General features: G+C 70.2%; 13 protein-coding genes. 7 read left to right on the top strand and 6 right to left on the bottom strand.

Annotation, left to right across the window (positions count from 1 at the left end; genetic code table 11):
* On the bottom strand, nt 1-708 hold the full coding sequence (locus HHX35_RS15760) for a superoxide dismutase family protein (protein WP_182899565.1): 708 nt from the start codon (nt 706-708) through the stop codon (nt 1-3).
* A 124-nt stretch (nt 709-832) separates the two neighbouring features.
* A complete protein-coding gene (locus HHX35_RS15755; RefSeq protein ID WP_182899564.1) occupies nt 833-1,993 on the bottom strand; it encodes an FAD-dependent monooxygenase in 1,161 nt (386 codons plus the stop codon).
* Nucleotides 1,994-2,100: 107 nt separating this feature from the next.
* Between HHX35_RS15755 and HHX35_RS15750 the strand changes: the two genes are divergently transcribed.
* Complete coding sequence (locus tag HHX35_RS15750) at nt 2,101-2,706, top strand: PadR family transcriptional regulator (RefSeq protein ID WP_182899563.1); 606 nt, start codon at nt 2,101-2,103, stop codon at nt 2,704-2,706.
* 73 nt (nt 2,707-2,779) lie between these two features.
* Here the strand turns inward: HHX35_RS15750 and typA are convergent, their stop codons facing one another.
* A complete protein-coding gene (typA, locus tag HHX35_RS15745; RefSeq protein WP_182899562.1) occupies nt 2,780-4,633 on the bottom strand; it encodes a translational GTPase TypA in 1,854 nt (617 codons plus the stop codon).
* A 305-nt stretch (nt 4,634-4,938) separates the two neighbouring features.
* Here typA and HHX35_RS15740 point away from each other — a divergent pair, with 305 nt between their 5' ends.
* Genes HHX35_RS15740 through HHX35_RS15725 form a run of 4 tightly spaced genes read left to right on the top strand, consistent with a single transcriptional unit; the run spans nt 4,939 to nt 8,236 of the window.
* Nucleotides 4,939-5,382, top strand: a complete 444-nt coding sequence (locus HHX35_RS15740; protein WP_182899561.1) for a hypothetical protein — start codon at nt 4,939-4,941, stop codon at nt 5,380-5,382.
* Nucleotides 5,379-6,602, top strand: a complete 1,224-nt coding sequence (locus tag HHX35_RS15735; RefSeq protein WP_182899560.1) for an NRAMP family divalent metal transporter — start codon at nt 5,379-5,381, stop codon at nt 6,600-6,602. The genes HHX35_RS15740 and HHX35_RS15735 overlap by 4 nt, the downstream gene beginning before the upstream one ends.
* Before the next feature lie 30 nt (nt 6,603-6,632).
* Nucleotides 6,633-7,415: a hypothetical protein gene (locus HHX35_RS15730; protein WP_182899559.1), complete on the top strand. Its 783-nt coding sequence runs from the start codon at nt 6,633-6,635 to the stop codon at nt 7,413-7,415.
* A 50-nt stretch (nt 7,416-7,465) separates the two neighbouring features.
* Entirely contained in the window at nt 7,466-8,236 is a 771-nt protein-coding gene (locus tag HHX35_RS15725; protein ID WP_220505466.1) for an alpha/beta hydrolase, read from the top strand.
* Between the two features lie 179 nt (nt 8,237-8,415).
* Here the strand turns inward: HHX35_RS15725 and HHX35_RS15720 are convergent, their stop codons facing one another.
* The gene (locus tag HHX35_RS15720) at nt 8,416-9,852 is read right to left on the bottom strand and encodes an aldehyde dehydrogenase (protein WP_182899558.1); all 1,437 of its coding nucleotides are present in this window, start codon (nt 9,850-9,852) and stop codon (nt 8,416-8,418) included.
* A 137-nt stretch (nt 9,853-9,989) separates the two neighbouring features.
* Entirely contained in the window at nt 9,990-13,052 is a 3,063-nt protein-coding gene (locus HHX35_RS15715) for a M14 family metallopeptidase (RefSeq protein ID WP_182899557.1), read from the bottom strand.
* 212 nt (nt 13,053-13,264) lie between these two features.
* Here HHX35_RS15715 and HHX35_RS15710 point away from each other — a divergent pair, with 212 nt between their 5' ends.
* Nucleotides 13,265-14,173, top strand: a complete 909-nt coding sequence (locus HHX35_RS15710) for a hypothetical protein (RefSeq protein WP_182899556.1) — start codon at nt 13,265-13,267, stop codon at nt 14,171-14,173.
* Here HHX35_RS15710 and HHX35_RS15705 read toward each other — a convergent pair.
* Nucleotides 14,155-15,435 carry a GH1 family beta-glucosidase gene (locus HHX35_RS15705; RefSeq protein WP_182899555.1) on the bottom strand — a complete coding sequence of 427 codons (1,281 nt, stop codon included), beginning with the start codon at nt 15,433-15,435 and terminating at the stop codon, nt 14,155-14,157. The genes HHX35_RS15710 and HHX35_RS15705 overlap by 19 nt on opposite strands.
* 76 nt (nt 15,436-15,511) lie before the next feature.
* Between HHX35_RS15705 and HHX35_RS15700 the strand changes: the two genes are divergently transcribed.
* The gene (locus tag HHX35_RS15700; protein ID WP_182899554.1) at nt 15,512-16,156 is read left to right on the top strand and encodes a TetR family transcriptional regulator; all 645 of its coding nucleotides are present in this window, start codon (nt 15,512-15,514) and stop codon (nt 16,154-16,156) included.
* Nucleotides 16,157-16,172: the final 16 nt, after the last annotated feature.

Here is a 16,172-nt window from a genome sequence, read left to right as displayed (position 1 = left end):
TCAGGCGCGGACTTTGACGACCCCGCAACCGATCCGGGCACCGGCGTCGCCGGTCTTGCGCGTGGTCGCGTCCGGGCCCGTGGCGCCGGTGGCGTCGGGCCGGTGGAAGTACCTGTCCGGGATGTGCGCGAAGTTGTCCGGCCCGGCGTGCACCACGAACGCACTGCCGTTGGCGTCGCCCAACTGCTCCAGCGTGAACCTGTCGGTCACGAACGACGCGGAGGCGGTGCCGTCGGCGGCCACCAGCAGCGGTGGCATGTCCCCGGCGCCGTCGCCGTGCTCCCCGGGGCCGAGGTGGCTTCCGGCGCTGGTGAACGCGCTGCCCGTCGCCCGGTCGACCGAGCGCGCGTCGCATACGCCGTTGGCGTGGACGTGGAAGCCGTGGAACCCGGGAGTGAGCCCCCGCACGCTGACGCTGACCCTCGACTTCTTCGCGTCGTACCGCTCGACCCGCACGGTGCCGAGGACGCGCCCGGCGGTGTTCTTGATGACGGCGGTCGCCGACTGACCCGCCGACTCACTGGCCGACTCACTGGCCGACTCACTGGCCGACTCACTGGCCGACTCACCGGCTGACTCACTGGGGCGGGCCTGCGCGGCGGAGGCCGCCGCCATCCCGGCCGACAGCCCCGGCACGGCCGGGGCGGCCGCGGCGGCGAGTCCCAGGGCGAGCCCGGCGGCCAGGGCGAAACGGGTTGTGCGGGGCATGGTCGCTCCTCCTCAGACACTCGTTGCCTGCGACAGCAGAGCACGGCCGGGCGCGGCGGGGAGCGGCACACGACGCCATCCGTAACGGCCGTTTACCCGCTCTTGCCCTGCGGTCCCCGCCGGACTAGGCGGTGACGGGCGCGTCCCAGTCGATGTGGTGCAGGTGGACGGGGGCGAACATCTGCTCGGGGGTCGGCATGGCGGGCCGGTCGCCGGCCTGGCCGGCCTTGGCCTTGTTCTTGGCCGCGGCGTCGCCGCCGACCATCTCCACCCGAGGGCGGCGGAGACGCTCGAACGCCCCGAAAGCCCCGGGCAGCGGAAGGTCGCGCAGGCAGCGGGCCAATTCGACGGCGCTTTCCACCGCCAGAGAGGCGCCCTGCCCGGAGCTGGACGACGGGGCGTGGGCCGCGTCGCCGACGAGGACCATGCGGCCGCGGTGCCAGTGCGGCACCGACGGCATGCGCTCCATCGGGCCGGTGATCATGAGGTCGCCGGGGTCGGTGCCCGCCAGCAGCTTCTCGCCAGGGACGTGACCGGCGTAGAGGTCGCGCAGGCGGGCCAGCCAGTCCGCGGCGGGAACGCGGACGACCTCGGCGTAGGTGAGGGGCTCGGTGCGGGGCAGGCTCGCGAACCAGCAGATCCGGCCGTCGGGCAGCCGCCAGTAGCCGATGAAGGTGCGGCCGAAGGCGAAGTACATCACGCCCGGCTCGGCCCGTACGCCGCCGTCGTCGGCGTAGCCGCCGAAGCTGAGGACCCCGCCGTACTCGGGGCCGGGAGCGCCGGGGTCGATCAGGGTGCGGACGGTGGACCGGATGCCGTCGGCGCCGATCAGCACGTCGGCGGTGGCGGTGGTGCCGTCCGCGAACGTGGCGGTCACTCCCTCGGAGGTCTCCTCGGCGGAGACGAGTCGCTTGCCGTATTCGATGGGCACCCCCGCCGCCACGGCGTGGTCGGCCAGTGCCCGGAAGAGGGCGGCGCGCGGCATCGCCAGGGTGGGCGGCAGGCCGGGGAATCCGCCGAACTCGGCGAGCGGGTTTCCGGCGCCGTCGGCCATCACCACGCCGGGGACAGGCTGACCCACTGCCCGCACCGCCTCGTACGCTCCCACGACGCGCAGCGCGTCGAGCCCGTTCGGGGCCAGGCTGAGCATCGCCCCGACGCCGTCCGCGGCGCTGTCGTGGGCCTCGTGCACGGTCGCCCGGATGCCGGCCCTGGCCAGGGCGAGCGCCGTCACGGGCCCGGCGATGCCGCCGCCGATCACCAACGCGCTGGTCACCTTGCTCATGCTCACCACTCCTCGTCTGCCGCGAGCCGTTGATCGCTCGCAGTAGGAATAGTTGCATTGCAACTAGTTGCTCGTCAACTAGTTCGCTTGAGGCTAGGATCGGGGACATGAGCGCTTCCCTCCGTAGTTCCCCGCTCGCGCTGACCGTGCTGGCGCTGCTGCACCACGAGCCGATGCACCCGTACGCCGTGCAGCGGCTGATCAAGCAGTGGGGCAAGGACCAGGTCGTCAACGTGAGCCAGCGGGCCGGGCTCTATCGCACGATCGAGCGGCTGCACGCCGAGGGGCTGATCGCGGTCCGCGAGACCACCCGCGACCCGGCCTATCCGGAGCGGACCGTGTACGAACTCACCGACGCGGGACGGCACGTCGCCCGCGAGTGGCTCGACCAGATGCTGGCCGTGCCCAAGCAGGAGTTCCCGCAGTTCCCCGCCGCACTGTCACACCTGATGATGATTCCGCCGGAAGACGCGCTGCTGCTGCTTGAACGCCGTGCCGAGCGGCTGGCGGAGACGAGGGCGGGCCTGGAGACCGCCCTGGCGGCGCAGACGGGCGACCTGCCCAGGGTCACCGCCATCGAGAGCGAGTACATGCTCGCGGTCACCGACGCGGAGGAGCGCTGGCTCCGGTCGGTCGTGGACGACCTGCGCGCGGGCCGGCTGACCTGGCCCACAGGAGACACAGGAGACACAGGAGACAAAGGAGACTCCTGACCAAAGCACGAAGCCCCCGCCGATCGTTCGGCGAGGGCTTCGGCGCCCGGCCCGCACACGGGCCGGGGCGGGATCAGCTGCCGCGCTTGGCGCGGGCGGCGGCGCGGCCACGGCTGGACGCGTCGAGGACGACCTTGCGGATGCGCACGGTCTCCGAGGTGATCTCCACGCACTCGTCGTCGCGGATGAACTCCAGGGCCTGCTCCAGGGACAGGACGCGCGGCGGGATCACCTTCTCGGTCTCCTCGCTGGTGGAGGAGCGCATGTTGGTGAGCTTCTTCTCCTTGGTGATGTTCACGTCCATGTCGTCGGAGCGGGAGTTCTCCCCGATGATCATGCCCTCGTACACCTCGGTGCCGGGGGAGACGAACAGCGTGCCGCGCTCCTGCAGGTTGAGCATGGCGAACGCGGTGACCTGGCCCGCGCGGTCGGCGACCAGCGAGCCGTTGTTGCGGGTGCGCAGCTCGCCGAACCACGGCTCGTACGTCTCGAACACGTGGTGCACGAGGCCGGTGCCGCGGGTCTCGGTGAGGAACTCGGTGCGGAAGCCGATCAGGCCGCGCGCCGGCACCAGGAACTCCATGCGGATCCAGCCGGTGCCGTGGTTGGTCATGTGCTCCATGCGGCCCTTGCGTACGGCCAGGAGCTGGGTGACGGCGCCCAGGTACTCCTCCGGGCAGTCGACCGTGAGGCGCTCGACCGGCTCGTGCACCTTGCCGTCGACGACCCTGGTCACGACCTGCGGCTTGCCGACGGTCAGCTCGTAGCCCTCGCGGCGCATCTGCTCCACGAGGATCGCCAGGGCCAGCTCGCCGCGGCCCTGCACCTCCCAGGCGTCCGGGCTCTCGGTGGGCAGCACGCGCAGCGAGACGTTGCCGACCAGCTCCTTGTCGAGACGGTCCTTCACGAGGCGGGCGGTGACCTTGGCGCCCTTGACCTTGCCGACCAGCGGGCTGGTGTTGGTGCCGATCGTCATGGAGATCGCCGGCTCGTCGACCGTGATCAGCGGCAGCGGGCGCGGGTCGTCGGGGTCGGCCAGCGTCTCACCGATCATGATGTCCGGGATGCCGGCGATCGCGATGATGTCGCCCGGCCCGGCCTCCTCGGCGGGCTTGCGCTCCAGCGCCTCGGTCATCAGCAGCTCGGAGATCTTGACGCGCTGCACGCTGCCGTCGGTGCGGCACCACGCGACCTGCTGGCCCTTGCGGATCGTGCCCTGGTGGACGCGGCACAGCGCGATACGGCCCAGGTAGCTGGAGGCGTCGAGGTTGGTGACGTGGGCCTGGAGCGGCGCGGACGGGTCGTAGACCGGCGCCGGGATCGTGTTCTTGATCGTCTCGAACAGCGGCTCCAGGTCGGGGGAGTCCGGCATGCCGCCGTCGGCGGGGCGCTCCAGCGAGGCCCGCCCGGCCTTGGCAGAGGCGTACACGATCGGGAAGTCGATCTGCTCCTCGGTGGCGTCGAGGTCGATGAACAGCTCGTACACCTCGTCGACGACCTCGGCGATGCGGGCGTCCGGCCGGTCCACCTTGTTGATGCACAAGATCACCGGCATCTTCGCGGCGAGCGCCTTGCGCAGCACGAAGCGGGTCTGCGGCAGCGGGCCCTCGGAGGCGTCCACCAGCAGCACCACGCCGTCCACCATCGACAGGCCGCGCTCGACCTCGCCGCCGAAGTCGGCGTGGCCGGGCGTGTCGATGATGTTCAGGGTCATGCCGCCGTGCCTGACCGCGGTGTTCTTCGCGAGGATGGTGATCCCCTTTTCGCGCTCCAGGTCGTTGGAGTCCATGACCCGCTCGTCGACGTCCTGGTTGGCCCGGAACGCGCCGGACTGCCATAGCATGGCGTCGACCAGCGTGGTCTTGCCGTGGTCGACGTGCGCGATGATCGCGATGTTCCGCAGGTCGTCGCGGGTGTTCATAGGCATAGTGAAGTTCTCGCTCTGGTTCGTCGGGGTGTCGTCCGCGTCCCGGGACCGAAGCGAGACGCACATCCGCCGCATGACACGGCCCAGCCATTTTAGTTGATCCCGATCGCCGCTACACGCCGCCGCCATAAGGGACCCTCGATGGCAACGCCGTCGGCGCGAGTCGCATTCCATCCTGTCTAAAGGCTTGCCGTTCGGGCAGGTGAGCCGGCTGTGACGGATGAAGGTCTCGTGCTGCTGATCGCCTGGGCCGAGTTGCTCGTGCCGATCCTCGTCCTCGCCTACCTCCTGCTGCGGCGGCGCACATGATCGCGTCGGCTCGGCTGGCGCCGCTCGCCCTCCTGACGGCACTCCTGCTGTCCGCCTGCGTCAGCCCCGCGTGGGACGACCACGACTACGCGCTCAAGGCCGGGAAGACGGCCGAGTCGGCCGTCTCGGCCGTGCGCTTCGCCCGCTCCGCCGTGGCGTACCGCGACCGGATGACCGGGCCGTACGCCGAGGTCGTGCTGACCGAGGCGGTGCAGGACCTGAGCAGCGTGAACGACCAGTTCGGCGGAGTGCAGCCGCCCTCGGACGCCTCCGACCGGATCAGGGACGAGGTGCTGCGCCTCACCAAGAAGGCCGAGAGCGAGGTGGAGGACCTGCTCATCCAGGCGCGCCGCGACGGGGTGAAGGACCCGAAGGCGGCCGCACGGGAGCTGGACAGGCTCGCGAGCGAGCTGAGCGACTTCGCGGAGAAGCACAAGTGAAGAAACTGATCGCGGTCACGCTCGGCATCCTGACGGCCTTCGGCGGCTTCGTGGACATCGGCGACCTGGTCGCCAACGCCGTCGTGGGGTCGAGGTTCGGGATGTCCCTCGCGTGGGTGGTGGTCGTCGGCATCGTCGGGATCTGCGTCTTCGCCGAGATGTCCGGCAGGATCGCGGCAGTGTCGCAGCGGCCGGTCTTCGACCTCGTCCGCGAGCGTATGGGGCCCCGCGCCGGGCTGGTCAACCTCGGCGCGTCGTTCTTCATCAACGTGCTCACGCTCGCGGCCGAGATCGGCGGCGCCGCGCTCGCGCTGGAGCTGGTGACCGGTCTCAACTATCTGCTGTGGGTGCCGCCCGTGGCCCTGGTCGCCTGGCTGGTGATGTGGCGGGTGAAGTTCGAGACCATGGAGCGCGTCTTCGGGCTGGCCGGACTCGCGCTCGTCGTGTTCATCGTCGCGCTGTGGCGGCTCGGGCCCGACTGGGGCGAGCTGACCACGCAGCTCGTCCAGCCGCCGCAGGACGAGGGCGTGCCGACCTACCTCTACTACGCGATCGCGCTGCTCGGCGGGGCGATGACGCCGTACGAGGTGTTCTTCTTCTCGTCGGGCGGTGTCGAGGAGAAGTGGACGCGCAAGGATCTGGTGACGGCGCGGGCCAACGTGTTCGTCGGCTTCCCCCTCGGCGGCGTGCTGTCGCTGACGATCGCGGCGTGCGCGGCGACCGTCTTCATGCCGGTCGAGGCCGAGCCCGACTCGCTCGGGCAGATGGTGCTGCCGGTCGCCGAGGGACTGGGCAAGATCGGGCTGGGGTTGGTGATCCTCGGGGTGTTCGCGGCCACGTTCGGCGCGACGCTGGAGACCGCCCTGTCGTCGGGCTACTCGCTGAGCCAGTATTTCGGCTGGCAGTGGGGCAAGTATGTGGTGCCGGGCCGCGCCGCCCGGTTCCACGTGACCGTGCTGGCCTCGGTGATCGTCGCGACCGCGCTGATCCTCACCACCATCGATCCGATCAAGGTGACCGAGTATTCGCTGGTCTTCTCGGCCGCGGCCCTTCCCCTCACCTACCTGCCGGTTCTCATGATCGCAAACGATCCCGACTACATGGGGGAGAAGGTGAACGGCAGATTCAGCAACGTGCTGGGAAGTTTCTACATGGTGCTGCTTCTCGTCGTGGCGCTCGCGGCCATCCCCCTGATGCTCGCGACGAAGGCGGGACAGTGACGGCCCGGTACGCGAGGAGGTGAATGGTCAGTGAGTGAGCCGGCACGGGTGCTGCACGCCCGCCTGCACCTGCTCGACCGGCAGGTCGTCAGGGAGAGCGACGACCGCCTGCTGTGCAAGGTGGACGACCTGGAGGTGCGGCCGGGCGACCGGCCGTACGTCACGGCGATCCTGTCGGGGCCGCTGGCGCTCGGTCCGCGGCTGGGCGGCCTGCCGGGATGGCTGATGACCGAGACCGACCGGCTGTTCCGGAGGGAGGAGCGGCCGGGGCCGTACCGCATCGAGATGAGCGTGGTGACCGGGATCGGCAGCGCCGTACGGGTGGCCGGCGACCGGCAGGACCTGGCACTGGAGCGCTGGCTGACCAGGAACGTCGTCAGCCGGATCCCGGGAGCGGCAGGCAGAGAGGAGCAGGACGCGCCGGAGAAGACCCTCCAGGTGCGGGAGAGGTGGGAGGACGGGCCCGACACCATGCGGCTCGGCGGACTGCTCGGCCGCACCGTCCGCGGGCCGTCGGGGGAGGTCGCCGGCGACACGGTGGACGTCCGCCTGGTCCAGGACGGGCCGCTGCTCGCGGAGGTCCAACAGGCGTTCCGGCTGGCCGGGCTGCTGATCGCCCGGCGGCGTGCCGGGCAGCTCTTCGGGTACGAGCGGGGCCCCGGGCTGTGGCGGCCGTCGCTGCTCGGCGCCCTCGTGCGGCGCATGCACGGCGAGATCCGGTACGCCGAGTGGGACCAGATCGAGTCACTCGACGACGAGGAGGTCAGGCTGGGGGTGGCCTGGGACCGGCTGCGCTCGACGGCCGACCTGTGAGAGATCCCCGTCGCACAGGGGGTGAAGCGGTGGGAAATAAGGTCGGGGGCATGGCTCTCGCTGCTGCTTTCGGGGCGATGCTGCGCACGGCGGACGGTGTCCGCATCGACGCGGCGCACACGCCCAACGGCTCCCTCGGCCCTGCTTCTCTCGATCTGGGAATCGTGGTCGCGCACGGCTTCACCGGCACGTGGAGAGGGCCGGACACGCGGCGCATCGTGCACGTCCTGTCGAGGTTCGGCGGCGTGGTGTCGTTCGACTTCCGGGGGCACGGCCGCTCCGGCGGCCGGTCCACGGTGGGCGACCTGGAGGTCCTCGACGTGGACGCGGCGGTCAAACACGCCCGCGCCATCGGCTACCGCCGGATCGCCACGGTCGGCTTCTCGATGGGCGCCGCGGTGGTCGTCCGGCACGCCGCGCTGCACCGGGGCGTGGACAGGGTGGTGTCGGTGAGCGGCCCGGCCCGCTGGTACTACCGGGGCACCAAACCCATGCGCCAGGTCCACTGGGCGATCGAACGCTGGCACGGCCGGCTGGCGGCCCGGCTGGCAAAGCGCACCAGGATCGCGGGCGGCGGATGGGACCCCGTCCCGCTCCCGCCGTACGAGGCGGCGGCCTTGGTCGCGCCCACACCGCTGCTGATCGTCCACGGCGACAGCGACCCGTTCTTCCCCACCGAGCACGCCTACCAGTTGTACGAGTGCGCCGCCGAGCCGAAGGAGTTGTGGATCGAGCCCGGCTACGGCCACGCGGAGGCGGCGGCCACCCCTGACCTGGTCCGGAAAATTGGTCACTGGATCTCGCGAACCAAAACCCGATAAGGGTCGTCTATACGGGTTGTGCGGATTCGGAACCCCTCCATCCGCGCCGCCGATTGGGGGATCGGCGCACACCTTCACACGGTGTGGCCCAGCGTCGCGGGGGCGCGCTGGGCGGTTTCACCGGCCCGGTGCGGCACGCGCGCCGTACCGGGCCGGAGGGACGCGTTCCGCCCACGCGTTCAGCCCAGGCGGGCGATGGACTTGGTCTCCAGGTAGGCCGACAGGCCCTCGGGTCCGAGCTCCCGGCCGAGGCCGCTGGCCTTGAAGCCGCCGAACGGCGTGTTCGGGTCGAGCGTGTGCATCATGTTGACGCCGTAGGTGCCGGTACGCACGCGGCGGGCGACGTCCATCCCGCGGTCGGTGTCGGCGGTCCAGACCGAGCCCGACAGGCCGTAGTCGCTGTCGTTGGCGATCCGCACCGCGTCCGCCTCGTCCTCGTACGGGATCACCGTCAGCACCGGGCCGAAGATCTCCTCACGGGCGATGCGCATGTCGTTGGTGGCCCCGGCGAAGACGGTCGGGGCGACGTACCAGCCCCGGTCGTACGGCCGGTCGAGGCCGCCGACGACGGGCTTGGCGCCCTCCTCGATGCCCGTCCTGATGTAGCCCTCGACCCGTTCCTGCTGCCGCCTGGCCACCAGCGGCCCGATCCCGGTGGCCGGGTCGGCGGGGTCGCCCACCTGCTGGCTCGTCACCATCTCGGCGACGGCCTGGACGACCTCGTCGTAGCGGTTGCGGGAGGCGAGGATGCGGGTCTGCGCGACGCACGCCTGGCCGTTGTTCATCAGCGAGGCCATCGACAGGAAGCCCATGGCCGAGGGCAGATCGCAGTCGTCCAGGATGATCGCGGCCGACTTGCCGCCGAGTTCGAGCGTGCAGCGCTTGAGCTGCTCGCCGCAGATCGCCGCGATCCTGCGGCCGGCGGCGGTCGAACCGGTGAAGGCGACCTTGTCGACGTCCGGGTGGGAGACCAGGTGCTCGCCCGCCTCGCGGCCGGCCGCGACGATGTTGACGACCCCGGCGGGGATGCCGGCCTCCTTGATCATCTCGGCGAGCAGGTAGGAGTCGAGCGGCGTCTCGGGGGCGGGCTTGAGCACCACGGTGCAGCCCGCGACGAGCGCCGGGGCCAGCTTGGTCATGGTGACGAACTGGGGGACGTTCCAGGGGACGACGGCCGCCACCACGCCGACCGGCTCGCGCCGGACGATCACCGGGCCGAACAGGCCGGGCCGCTCCTCCTCCTCGGGGAGCGTCGCGCCGAGGCCGGCGAAATACCTGAGCATGCCCAGCGGCTGCGGCGCCTGGGCGAGCTGGGAGAACGTGATGGGAGAGCCCATCTCGGTGGTGATGATCCCCGCCATCTCGGCCTGGCGCGCCTCGTAGACGTCCGCCAGCCGTCCCACGATCGCCGCGCGCTCGGCCATCGTCATCCGCGGCCAGGGCCCGTTGTCGAAGGCGTCCCTGGCGGCCGCGACGGCCCGGTCCATGTCGGCGGCGGTGCCGTCCGGCACGCGGCCGACGACCTCCTCGCTGTGGGGAGAGATCACCTCGATCGTGCCCGTGCCCGCGGGGGCCACCCAGTCGCCCCCGATGAACAGCGTGTCGTGCTGCAGCATGCCTGCCTCCTGATCGGGCGCTTCTTCGCGCACTCTGTCAGACCGACCCATCTCAGACCGAACCATGTTCTGATCGGCCTTGGCAAGAGCTGCCGGGGTCCGGCCCGCGCCGGGCGGCGCGGGCCGGACCGCGGGTCCTACGGCAGCGCTCGCCTGAGGAGATGCGCCATGGCCCGGCGGACCAGATCCGTCCGCATCGCCTGAGTCGTCGCGCCCTCCGCGCCGAAGCCGAAGTAAACCGTGTCCTTCGTGGTGATGCCCGCGCCGTCGTCGAGCGTGCGGTCGCTGCGCGCCCAGTCGTTCAGCGCGGTCGCCGAGCCGGGAGGCGGCCCGGCGACGGTCCAGCCGCCCAGGTCGTCCTCGAACGAGGTCTCCGCGACGGTCGCGCCGTCGGCCCTGACGGCCACGTCGTCCAGCCACACACCGAGGCCCTGGGTCCCCCAGTCGCTGATGTAGGAGATCGACACCTCGACCTTCTTGCCCGCGTACGCCGTCAGGTCCACCGACCACTGCTGCCAGCCGTTCGACGAGCCGGTGGCCGCGTGCCACGCGCCGGTCGTGCCGGTGGCGGTGCAGGACGACGCGCCGTCGTACGTCTGATAGTGGGCGGTGAACGGATGGATGTCCACCCAGCCGGCGGCGCAGCTGTCGCCCGCCTCCTGCGAGGTGTGCCCGTTGGCGTCGGGCAGCGTCGTCCAGTCGTCCTGGCCCGCCGTGTGCGCCTCGACGGTCAGGAAGTCCCAGTTCGGCTCGGTGTTGTACGACGTCCAGAACGACAGCTCGCCACTGGTCTTGCCGGTGAGGTCGATCGTCCTCGTGAGGCGCTTGTAGGACACGTCCGCCTGGCCGCTCTGCACGTCCCAGGAGCCGGTGCGCGGGCTGAACGGCGATCCCGCGCCGTACTGCCACTTGAGCGGGGCCGAGCTGGCGAACTGCGGGAACCGGTCGGCCGGCAGGACCGAGGAGGTCGTGACGAACGAGGAGGTGTGGTCCTGGTTCCCGGGCGAATCGCCGCCGTTGAGCGTGCCGGTGAAGCCGGCGAAGGCGCCGCCGGCGCCCCGCAGCGGCAACGTGTTCCCTCCGGCGTCCTGGCCGCCGCCCTCCACGTAGGTGTAGGCGCCCAGGTAGTACTGCACGAAGTCGTTGCTCAGCGAGAGGCACGGCGGCTTGCTCAGGGTCGTGCACTCGGGTTGCGCCGGGTAGTCCGGCTCGTACCAGTAGGAGCCGTTCGTGTTCTGGGCGTACAGCGCGTACTTGCCGGTGGAGAGCAGCTTGCCGCCCTCGTTGAGGTAGTCGCGGAACGCCAGCTCCAGGGACTCGGCCAGATTGGCGGCGCTGCCGCCGGGCTGCCCGGACGCGCGGGGGATGATGTCGTCGCCGGTCTCCCAGACGACGGCCTTGTAGTGGCTGAGGACCCCGAGCGGGTGGGGCGCCTTGCGGCCGTTCTTGTCCACGTCGTACACGTCGGAGGAGTAGCCGGCCTCCGCGAGCGCCTTGGCGTAGTCGTCGGCGTACTTCGCCTCCGTGACGCCCTGGGCCGGGCTGATGCCCGTGACGTCCTCCGCCGCGACGATCAGGACCTTGCCGCCGATGTCCGTGGCGACCTTGTAGGTGAACTCCTCGCTCTTCTTCGTGAGCGAGCGGAACCACACCTTCACGGTGTCGCCGGCTTTCGCGCCCTTGACCGTGCCCCTGAGCTGGTGGAAGTAGGTGTCGTAGCCGTCGCCGTACCGCTCTCCGCCCTTCCACTCGGAGGTCGGGACGATCTTGGTGTGGCCGCCGTTGATCTGGTATTCGAGGAACACCGGCCCGAGCTTGCGCTTGGCGTCCACCTGCACGACCTGGTCGGCGCCGTAGCTGACGTCGAACGGGTCCACGACGAAGTCGGGCACCGTGTTGCCGAGGTGGCTGACCGGCTCGCTCGGGTTCGGCGCCGACTTCAGGACGTCGAGCGCGAAGGGAAGCTGTTTCTCGAACTCGGCCTGCACCGCCGCCTCGTCGTCCGGGAAGACGAAGCCGCAGCCGTCGCAGCCCTCTTCCAGCTCCGGTGTCCAGGCGAGCGTGCCGTACGCCTTGTGGGCGTGGTCGGTGGTCTCGCCGTTCGTCGTGTAGAGCTCGGCGCCGACCCCCGGGTCGAAGCCGGGGACGGCCGGATTCTCGTCGGTGCCGGTCAGCGCCAGGTAGACGGGGTCGTCCGCGGTCTTCGTCTCGACCTGCCAGCCCTCGGGATACAGCAGCAGCGGGCCGTAGGAGTGGTAGTTGACCTGTGCCTTGAAGCGCAGCCGCTTGAGCAGGCCGTCCATGGCCCGGGTCTCGGGCTCCGACATCGCGCCGGTGCCGCGGTAGGTCTCGCTGCTGAGGACGCTGGAGGAGCCCTCTTCGTCGTACCCCCAGCGGGTGGGGAAGTTGCGGTTGAGGTCGACGCCGTCGTTGCCCGTGATCTGGCCGTCGCCGTCGTTGTCCCGCAGGTTCTTGCGCCAGAGCCGGTTGCCCTCGGTGAAGGTGAAGTCGTAGCCGTCGGGGTTGGCGACCGGTACGAACCACACCTCGGTGGTGGTCAGCAGCCGGCCGACGTCGGATGTGCCCTTGTTGGCCACCAGATACTTCAGCAGCCGCATGTCGACCTCGGTCGCGATCCACTCACGGGCGTGCTGGGTGGCCGAGTAGAGCACCGACGGCTTGACGCCGTCGGGCAGCACCCGGGCCAGCTTCGTCAGCTTCAGCGCGAGGATGTCCTTCCCCTGGAGGGTCTTGCCGATCGTCTCCAGCTTCGCGATGTCCTTGTTGGCGTCCGCGATGGATCGGAGCTGGTCGGCGATCCCGCCCTTCTCCGAGTAGGACTTCCAGACGGTGTATCCGCCCGCCGCCTGCGCCTTCGCGGCCTGCGACTGCGTCTGGCCCTGCGGGTTGCGCACCGGCTGGGGCCGGTAGCCGAGGATCTGGAGCTTCTTGAGCTCGGCGGGGGTCGCCGTCAGTTCGACGTGCTCCTTGTCGCCCGCGAGGTGCCGCTGGACGACGTCGAAGCCCTTCTGGGTCAGCGTGCCCGAGGTGCCGGGCGCGCTGTCGAGCTGGTAGAGGTCGGCTTGGTCCCCTGGGGGGAGCGGGTCGCCCTGGCCGGCCTGTGCCGGGGAGACCGGCAGCAGGAGCGCCGCGCCGAGAGCCGCGGCGGCCAGAATCGAGACGATCTCTCGTCGGGACATCGGTGAGCCCTTCGTGGGGGGTGACGATCTCCCGAATCTCTGTCGGGGGCAAATCGCGTTCAAGTGCGGTAAGGCGACGCGTAAGTCTCGAATTGGTCACAGCGCGGGGAATCCGGCGGTTGTCCGCTTTGGACCCAAGAGTTTCACCTGTTCCGGTAGCAGACGTAAAGATCGTCTTCTATAGTTTCAGGCCGAATCCGAGTGGAGGTCGCGTGCGGTCGGGACGCTGGGCCAGGCTGGCGGTGGTCACCACCGCGCTGCTCGTCGCGCCGTCCGTCTCGGGCGCCGTCTCGGGTGCGCTCACCGCCGAGGCCGAGCCGGACCAGCAGGCCAAGCTCCGCAAGCTCACCCAGGAGGCCGCCGCACTCCAGAAGGAGTACCGCGGCGAGATCCTCAGCCTCGATGACGCGAAGAGGGCCGCGCAGAAGGCGTCCGGCAGGGTCAAGAAGCTGAAGGGAGACCTGCTCGCGGCCCAGCGGCAGGTGGCCGCGTTCGCCCAGACCTCGTACATGAGCGGAGGCGCGGACGCCTCCCGGCTCTTCTCCCTGTCGGTCGACCCGAGCGCACTGGCGACGCTGGCCTATCTCGGCAACGCCAGGACCGAGCGGCTCAATAGCGTCAAGGATCTCGTCGCCAAGCAGAGGAAGGCGGCCGCCTCGGCCGCCGACGAGATCGACAAGCTGCAGGCCCACATCAAGGAGCTCAAGTCGAGACGCGGCGAGATCGAGCGGCTGATGGCCAGGTATGGCTTCCAGACGCCCGACGCCGGCAGCGGCCTGACCCAGCGCCTGATCACCGTACGCAACGCGATCATGTCGCAGTTCCCGATGCCCTTCAGCGTGGGCTGCCTGCGGCCCGGCGACCCGGGAGAGCACGGCAAGGGCCGGGCCTGCGACTTCATGATGAGCAGCGGTGGCCGCATGCCCGACGCCGTGGCCAAGGAGCGCGGAGACGCTCTGGCGCAGTGGTGCATCCAGCACGCGAGCGAGTACGGGATCATGTACATCATCTGGCAGCAGCGCTATTACGACATGCGTACGCGTGCCGGTTGGCGGATGATGTCGGACCGCGGCGGCATCACCGCCAACCACTACGACCACGTTCACGTGTCGGTGCTCTGAACCTCCAGGAACTTCCGCAGCCAGTGGTAGGACGCCTTCGGGGTGCGCTGCTGGGTCTCGAAGTCGACGTGGACCAGTCCGAACCGCTGGTGGTAGCCCTCTGCCCACTCGAAGTTGTCCAGCAGTGACCAGACGAAGTAGCCCCGCAGGTCCACGTCCGCCTGGCGCATCGCCGTGATGTGGCCGTCGAGGTAGGCGATCCGCTCCTGGTCGTCCAGGCCGTCGTACGAGCAGCCGTTCTCGGTGATGTAGACGGGCGGCAGCGCGTCGCCGTACCGCGCCTTGAGGGAGTCGAGCAGTTCGCGCAGGCCGTCGGGGACGACGGGCCAGCCGAACGCGGTGGTGGGTACGCCGGAGATCTCCTCGAACCGGAACGGCAGGCCGTCCCCGCCGGGCCCGCCGATTCGTGTGGGGTTGTAGTAGTTGATCCCGAGCCCGTCGAGGGGCTGGGCGATCGCCTCCAGGTCGCCGGGCTTCACGGGGATCTCGACGCCGAACGCCGAGAGATCGGGGTAGGCGCCGGTGAGGATCGGGTCGTTGAACAGCCGGTTGTGCAGAATGTCGTAGGTCTCGGCGGCGGCCAGGTCCTCGGGGGAGTCCGAGACGGGCCAGACCGGGGTGCAGTTGTTGGTGATCAGCACCTGCTCCGCCCCCGCCGCGCGCAGCGCCAGTGTGGCCAGGCCGTGCCCGAGCAACTGGTGATGGGCCACCGGCAGCGCGTCGAACATGAGCGCCCTGCCCGGGGCGTGTATGCCCAGGCCGTATCCCTCCACCATGTGGACGAACGGCTCGTTGAGCGTGATCCACATGCGTACGCGGTCGGCCAGCCGCTCGGCCACGACGGCGGCGTAGTCGGCGAAACGGCGGGAGGTGTCCCGGTTGAGCCAGCCGCCCTCGTCCTCCAGCGCCTGCGGCAGGTCCCAGTGGAAGAGCGTCGGCACGGGAGCGATGCCGCGCTCGCACAACGCGTCCACGAGACGGTCGTAGAAGTCGAGCCCGGCCTGGTTCACCAGGCCGGCGCCGGTGGGCATCACCCGCGGCCAGGCGATGGAGAAGCGGTAGGCGTTAACGCCGAGACCGGCCATCAGCGCCACGTCCTCGGGGTAACGGTGGTAGTGGTCGCAGGCCACGTCGCCCGTGTGCCCGTCGCGGACCTTTCCCGGCGTGTGGGAGAAGGTGTCCCAGACGGAGGGCCTTCTGCCGTCCTCGTTCACCGCTCCTTCGATCTGGTAGGACGCGGTGGCCGTACCCCAGAGGAACATCGTGCCGCCTCTCTCAGCTAATATGAGGAGAACTCATGTTAGCTCGGTTGTCCGAAAAGCGGGAGAGAATGGCGGAATGACAACAGGGGGAGCGTTGCGCCGACGGCCAGCACAGCGCCGCAGTCAGGAGCGGGTCGAGCGCATGCTGGACGAGTGCGCCCTGCTGCTCGACGAGGTGGGGTACGCCGCCCTGACCACCAAGGAGGTCGCCCGCCGGGCCGAGGTGCCGATCGGGACCTTCTACCAGTTCTTCACCGACAAGCAGAGCCTGGTCCGCGCGCTCGCGCTGCGGAACCTGGAGGCGTACCTGGACCGGATCGCGTCCCGGCTGGCCGCCGCGCCGCTGTCCGACTGGACCGGCGTCGTGGACCTGGTCGTCGACGAGTTCGTGCGCATGAAGCGGACCACGCCCGGCTTCGGTGTGGTGGACTTCGGCGAGGTGCTCGCCGCTCCCGGCGGCCCCGCCCTGCCCGGCACCCAGCGGATGCTCGACGAGGCGCTGGAGAACAACGTGGTCGTCGCCGACCGCCTGCGCTCCCTCATCGTGGACCTGCTCGGCGTGGCGCCCGGCGACGGCCTGTCCCGCGCCTTCGTCGTCGCCGTGGAGGCCGCCGACGCCGTGCTCAAACTGGCCTTCCGCGCCCACCCCGACGGCGACCCCGACCTCATCGCCGAATGCAAACGCCTCGTCCGCCGCTACCTTTCTGACCACCTTCAGTAGGCCCCATGGAGACCGG

The sequence above is a fragment of the Microbispora sp. H10830 genome (assembly GCF_014161375.1).
Lineage (GTDB): Bacteria > Actinomycetota > Actinomycetes > Streptosporangiales > Streptosporangiaceae > Microbispora > Microbispora catharanthi.
Note: the sequence above shows the minus strand (reverse complement) of the source record. Positions and strands in the feature narration are given on the sequence as shown.

What these genes read in the sequence shown, in the direction of transcription:
- HHX35_RS15760 (WP_182899565.1), bottom strand. Translation starts at nt 708, where the DNA reads ATGCCCCGCACAACCCGTTTCGCCCTGGCCGCCGGGCTCGCCCTGGGA.
- HHX35_RS15755 (WP_182899564.1), bottom strand. Translation starts at nt 1,993, where the DNA reads ATGAGCAAGGTGACCAGCGCGTTGGTGATCGGCGGCGGCATCGCCGGG.
- HHX35_RS15750 (WP_182899563.1), top strand. Translation starts at nt 2,101, where the DNA reads ATGAGCGCTTCCCTCCGTAGTTCCCCGCTCGCGCTGACCGTGCTGGCG.
- typA (WP_182899562.1), bottom strand. Translation starts at nt 4,633, where the DNA reads ATGCCTATGAACACCCGCGACGACCTGCGGAACATCGCGATCATCGCG.
- HHX35_RS15740 (WP_182899561.1), top strand. Translation starts at nt 4,939, where the DNA reads ATGATCGCGTCGGCTCGGCTGGCGCCGCTCGCCCTCCTGACGGCACTC.
- HHX35_RS15725 (WP_220505466.1), top strand. Translation starts at nt 7,466, where the DNA reads ATGGCTCTCGCTGCTGCTTTCGGGGCGATGCTGCGCACGGCGGACGGT.
- HHX35_RS15720 (WP_182899558.1), bottom strand. Translation starts at nt 9,852, where the DNA reads ATGCTGCAGCACGACACGCTGTTCATCGGGGGCGACTGGGTGGCCCCC.
- HHX35_RS15715 (WP_182899557.1), bottom strand. Translation starts at nt 13,052, where the DNA reads ATGTCCCGACGAGAGATCGTCTCGATTCTGGCCGCCGCGGCTCTCGGC.
- HHX35_RS15705 (WP_182899555.1), bottom strand. Translation starts at nt 15,435, where the DNA reads ATGTTCCTCTGGGGTACGGCCACCGCGTCCTACCAGATCGAAGGAGCG.
- HHX35_RS15700 (WP_182899554.1), top strand. Translation starts at nt 15,512, where the DNA reads ATGACAACAGGGGGAGCGTTGCGCCGACGGCCAGCACAGCGCCGCAGT.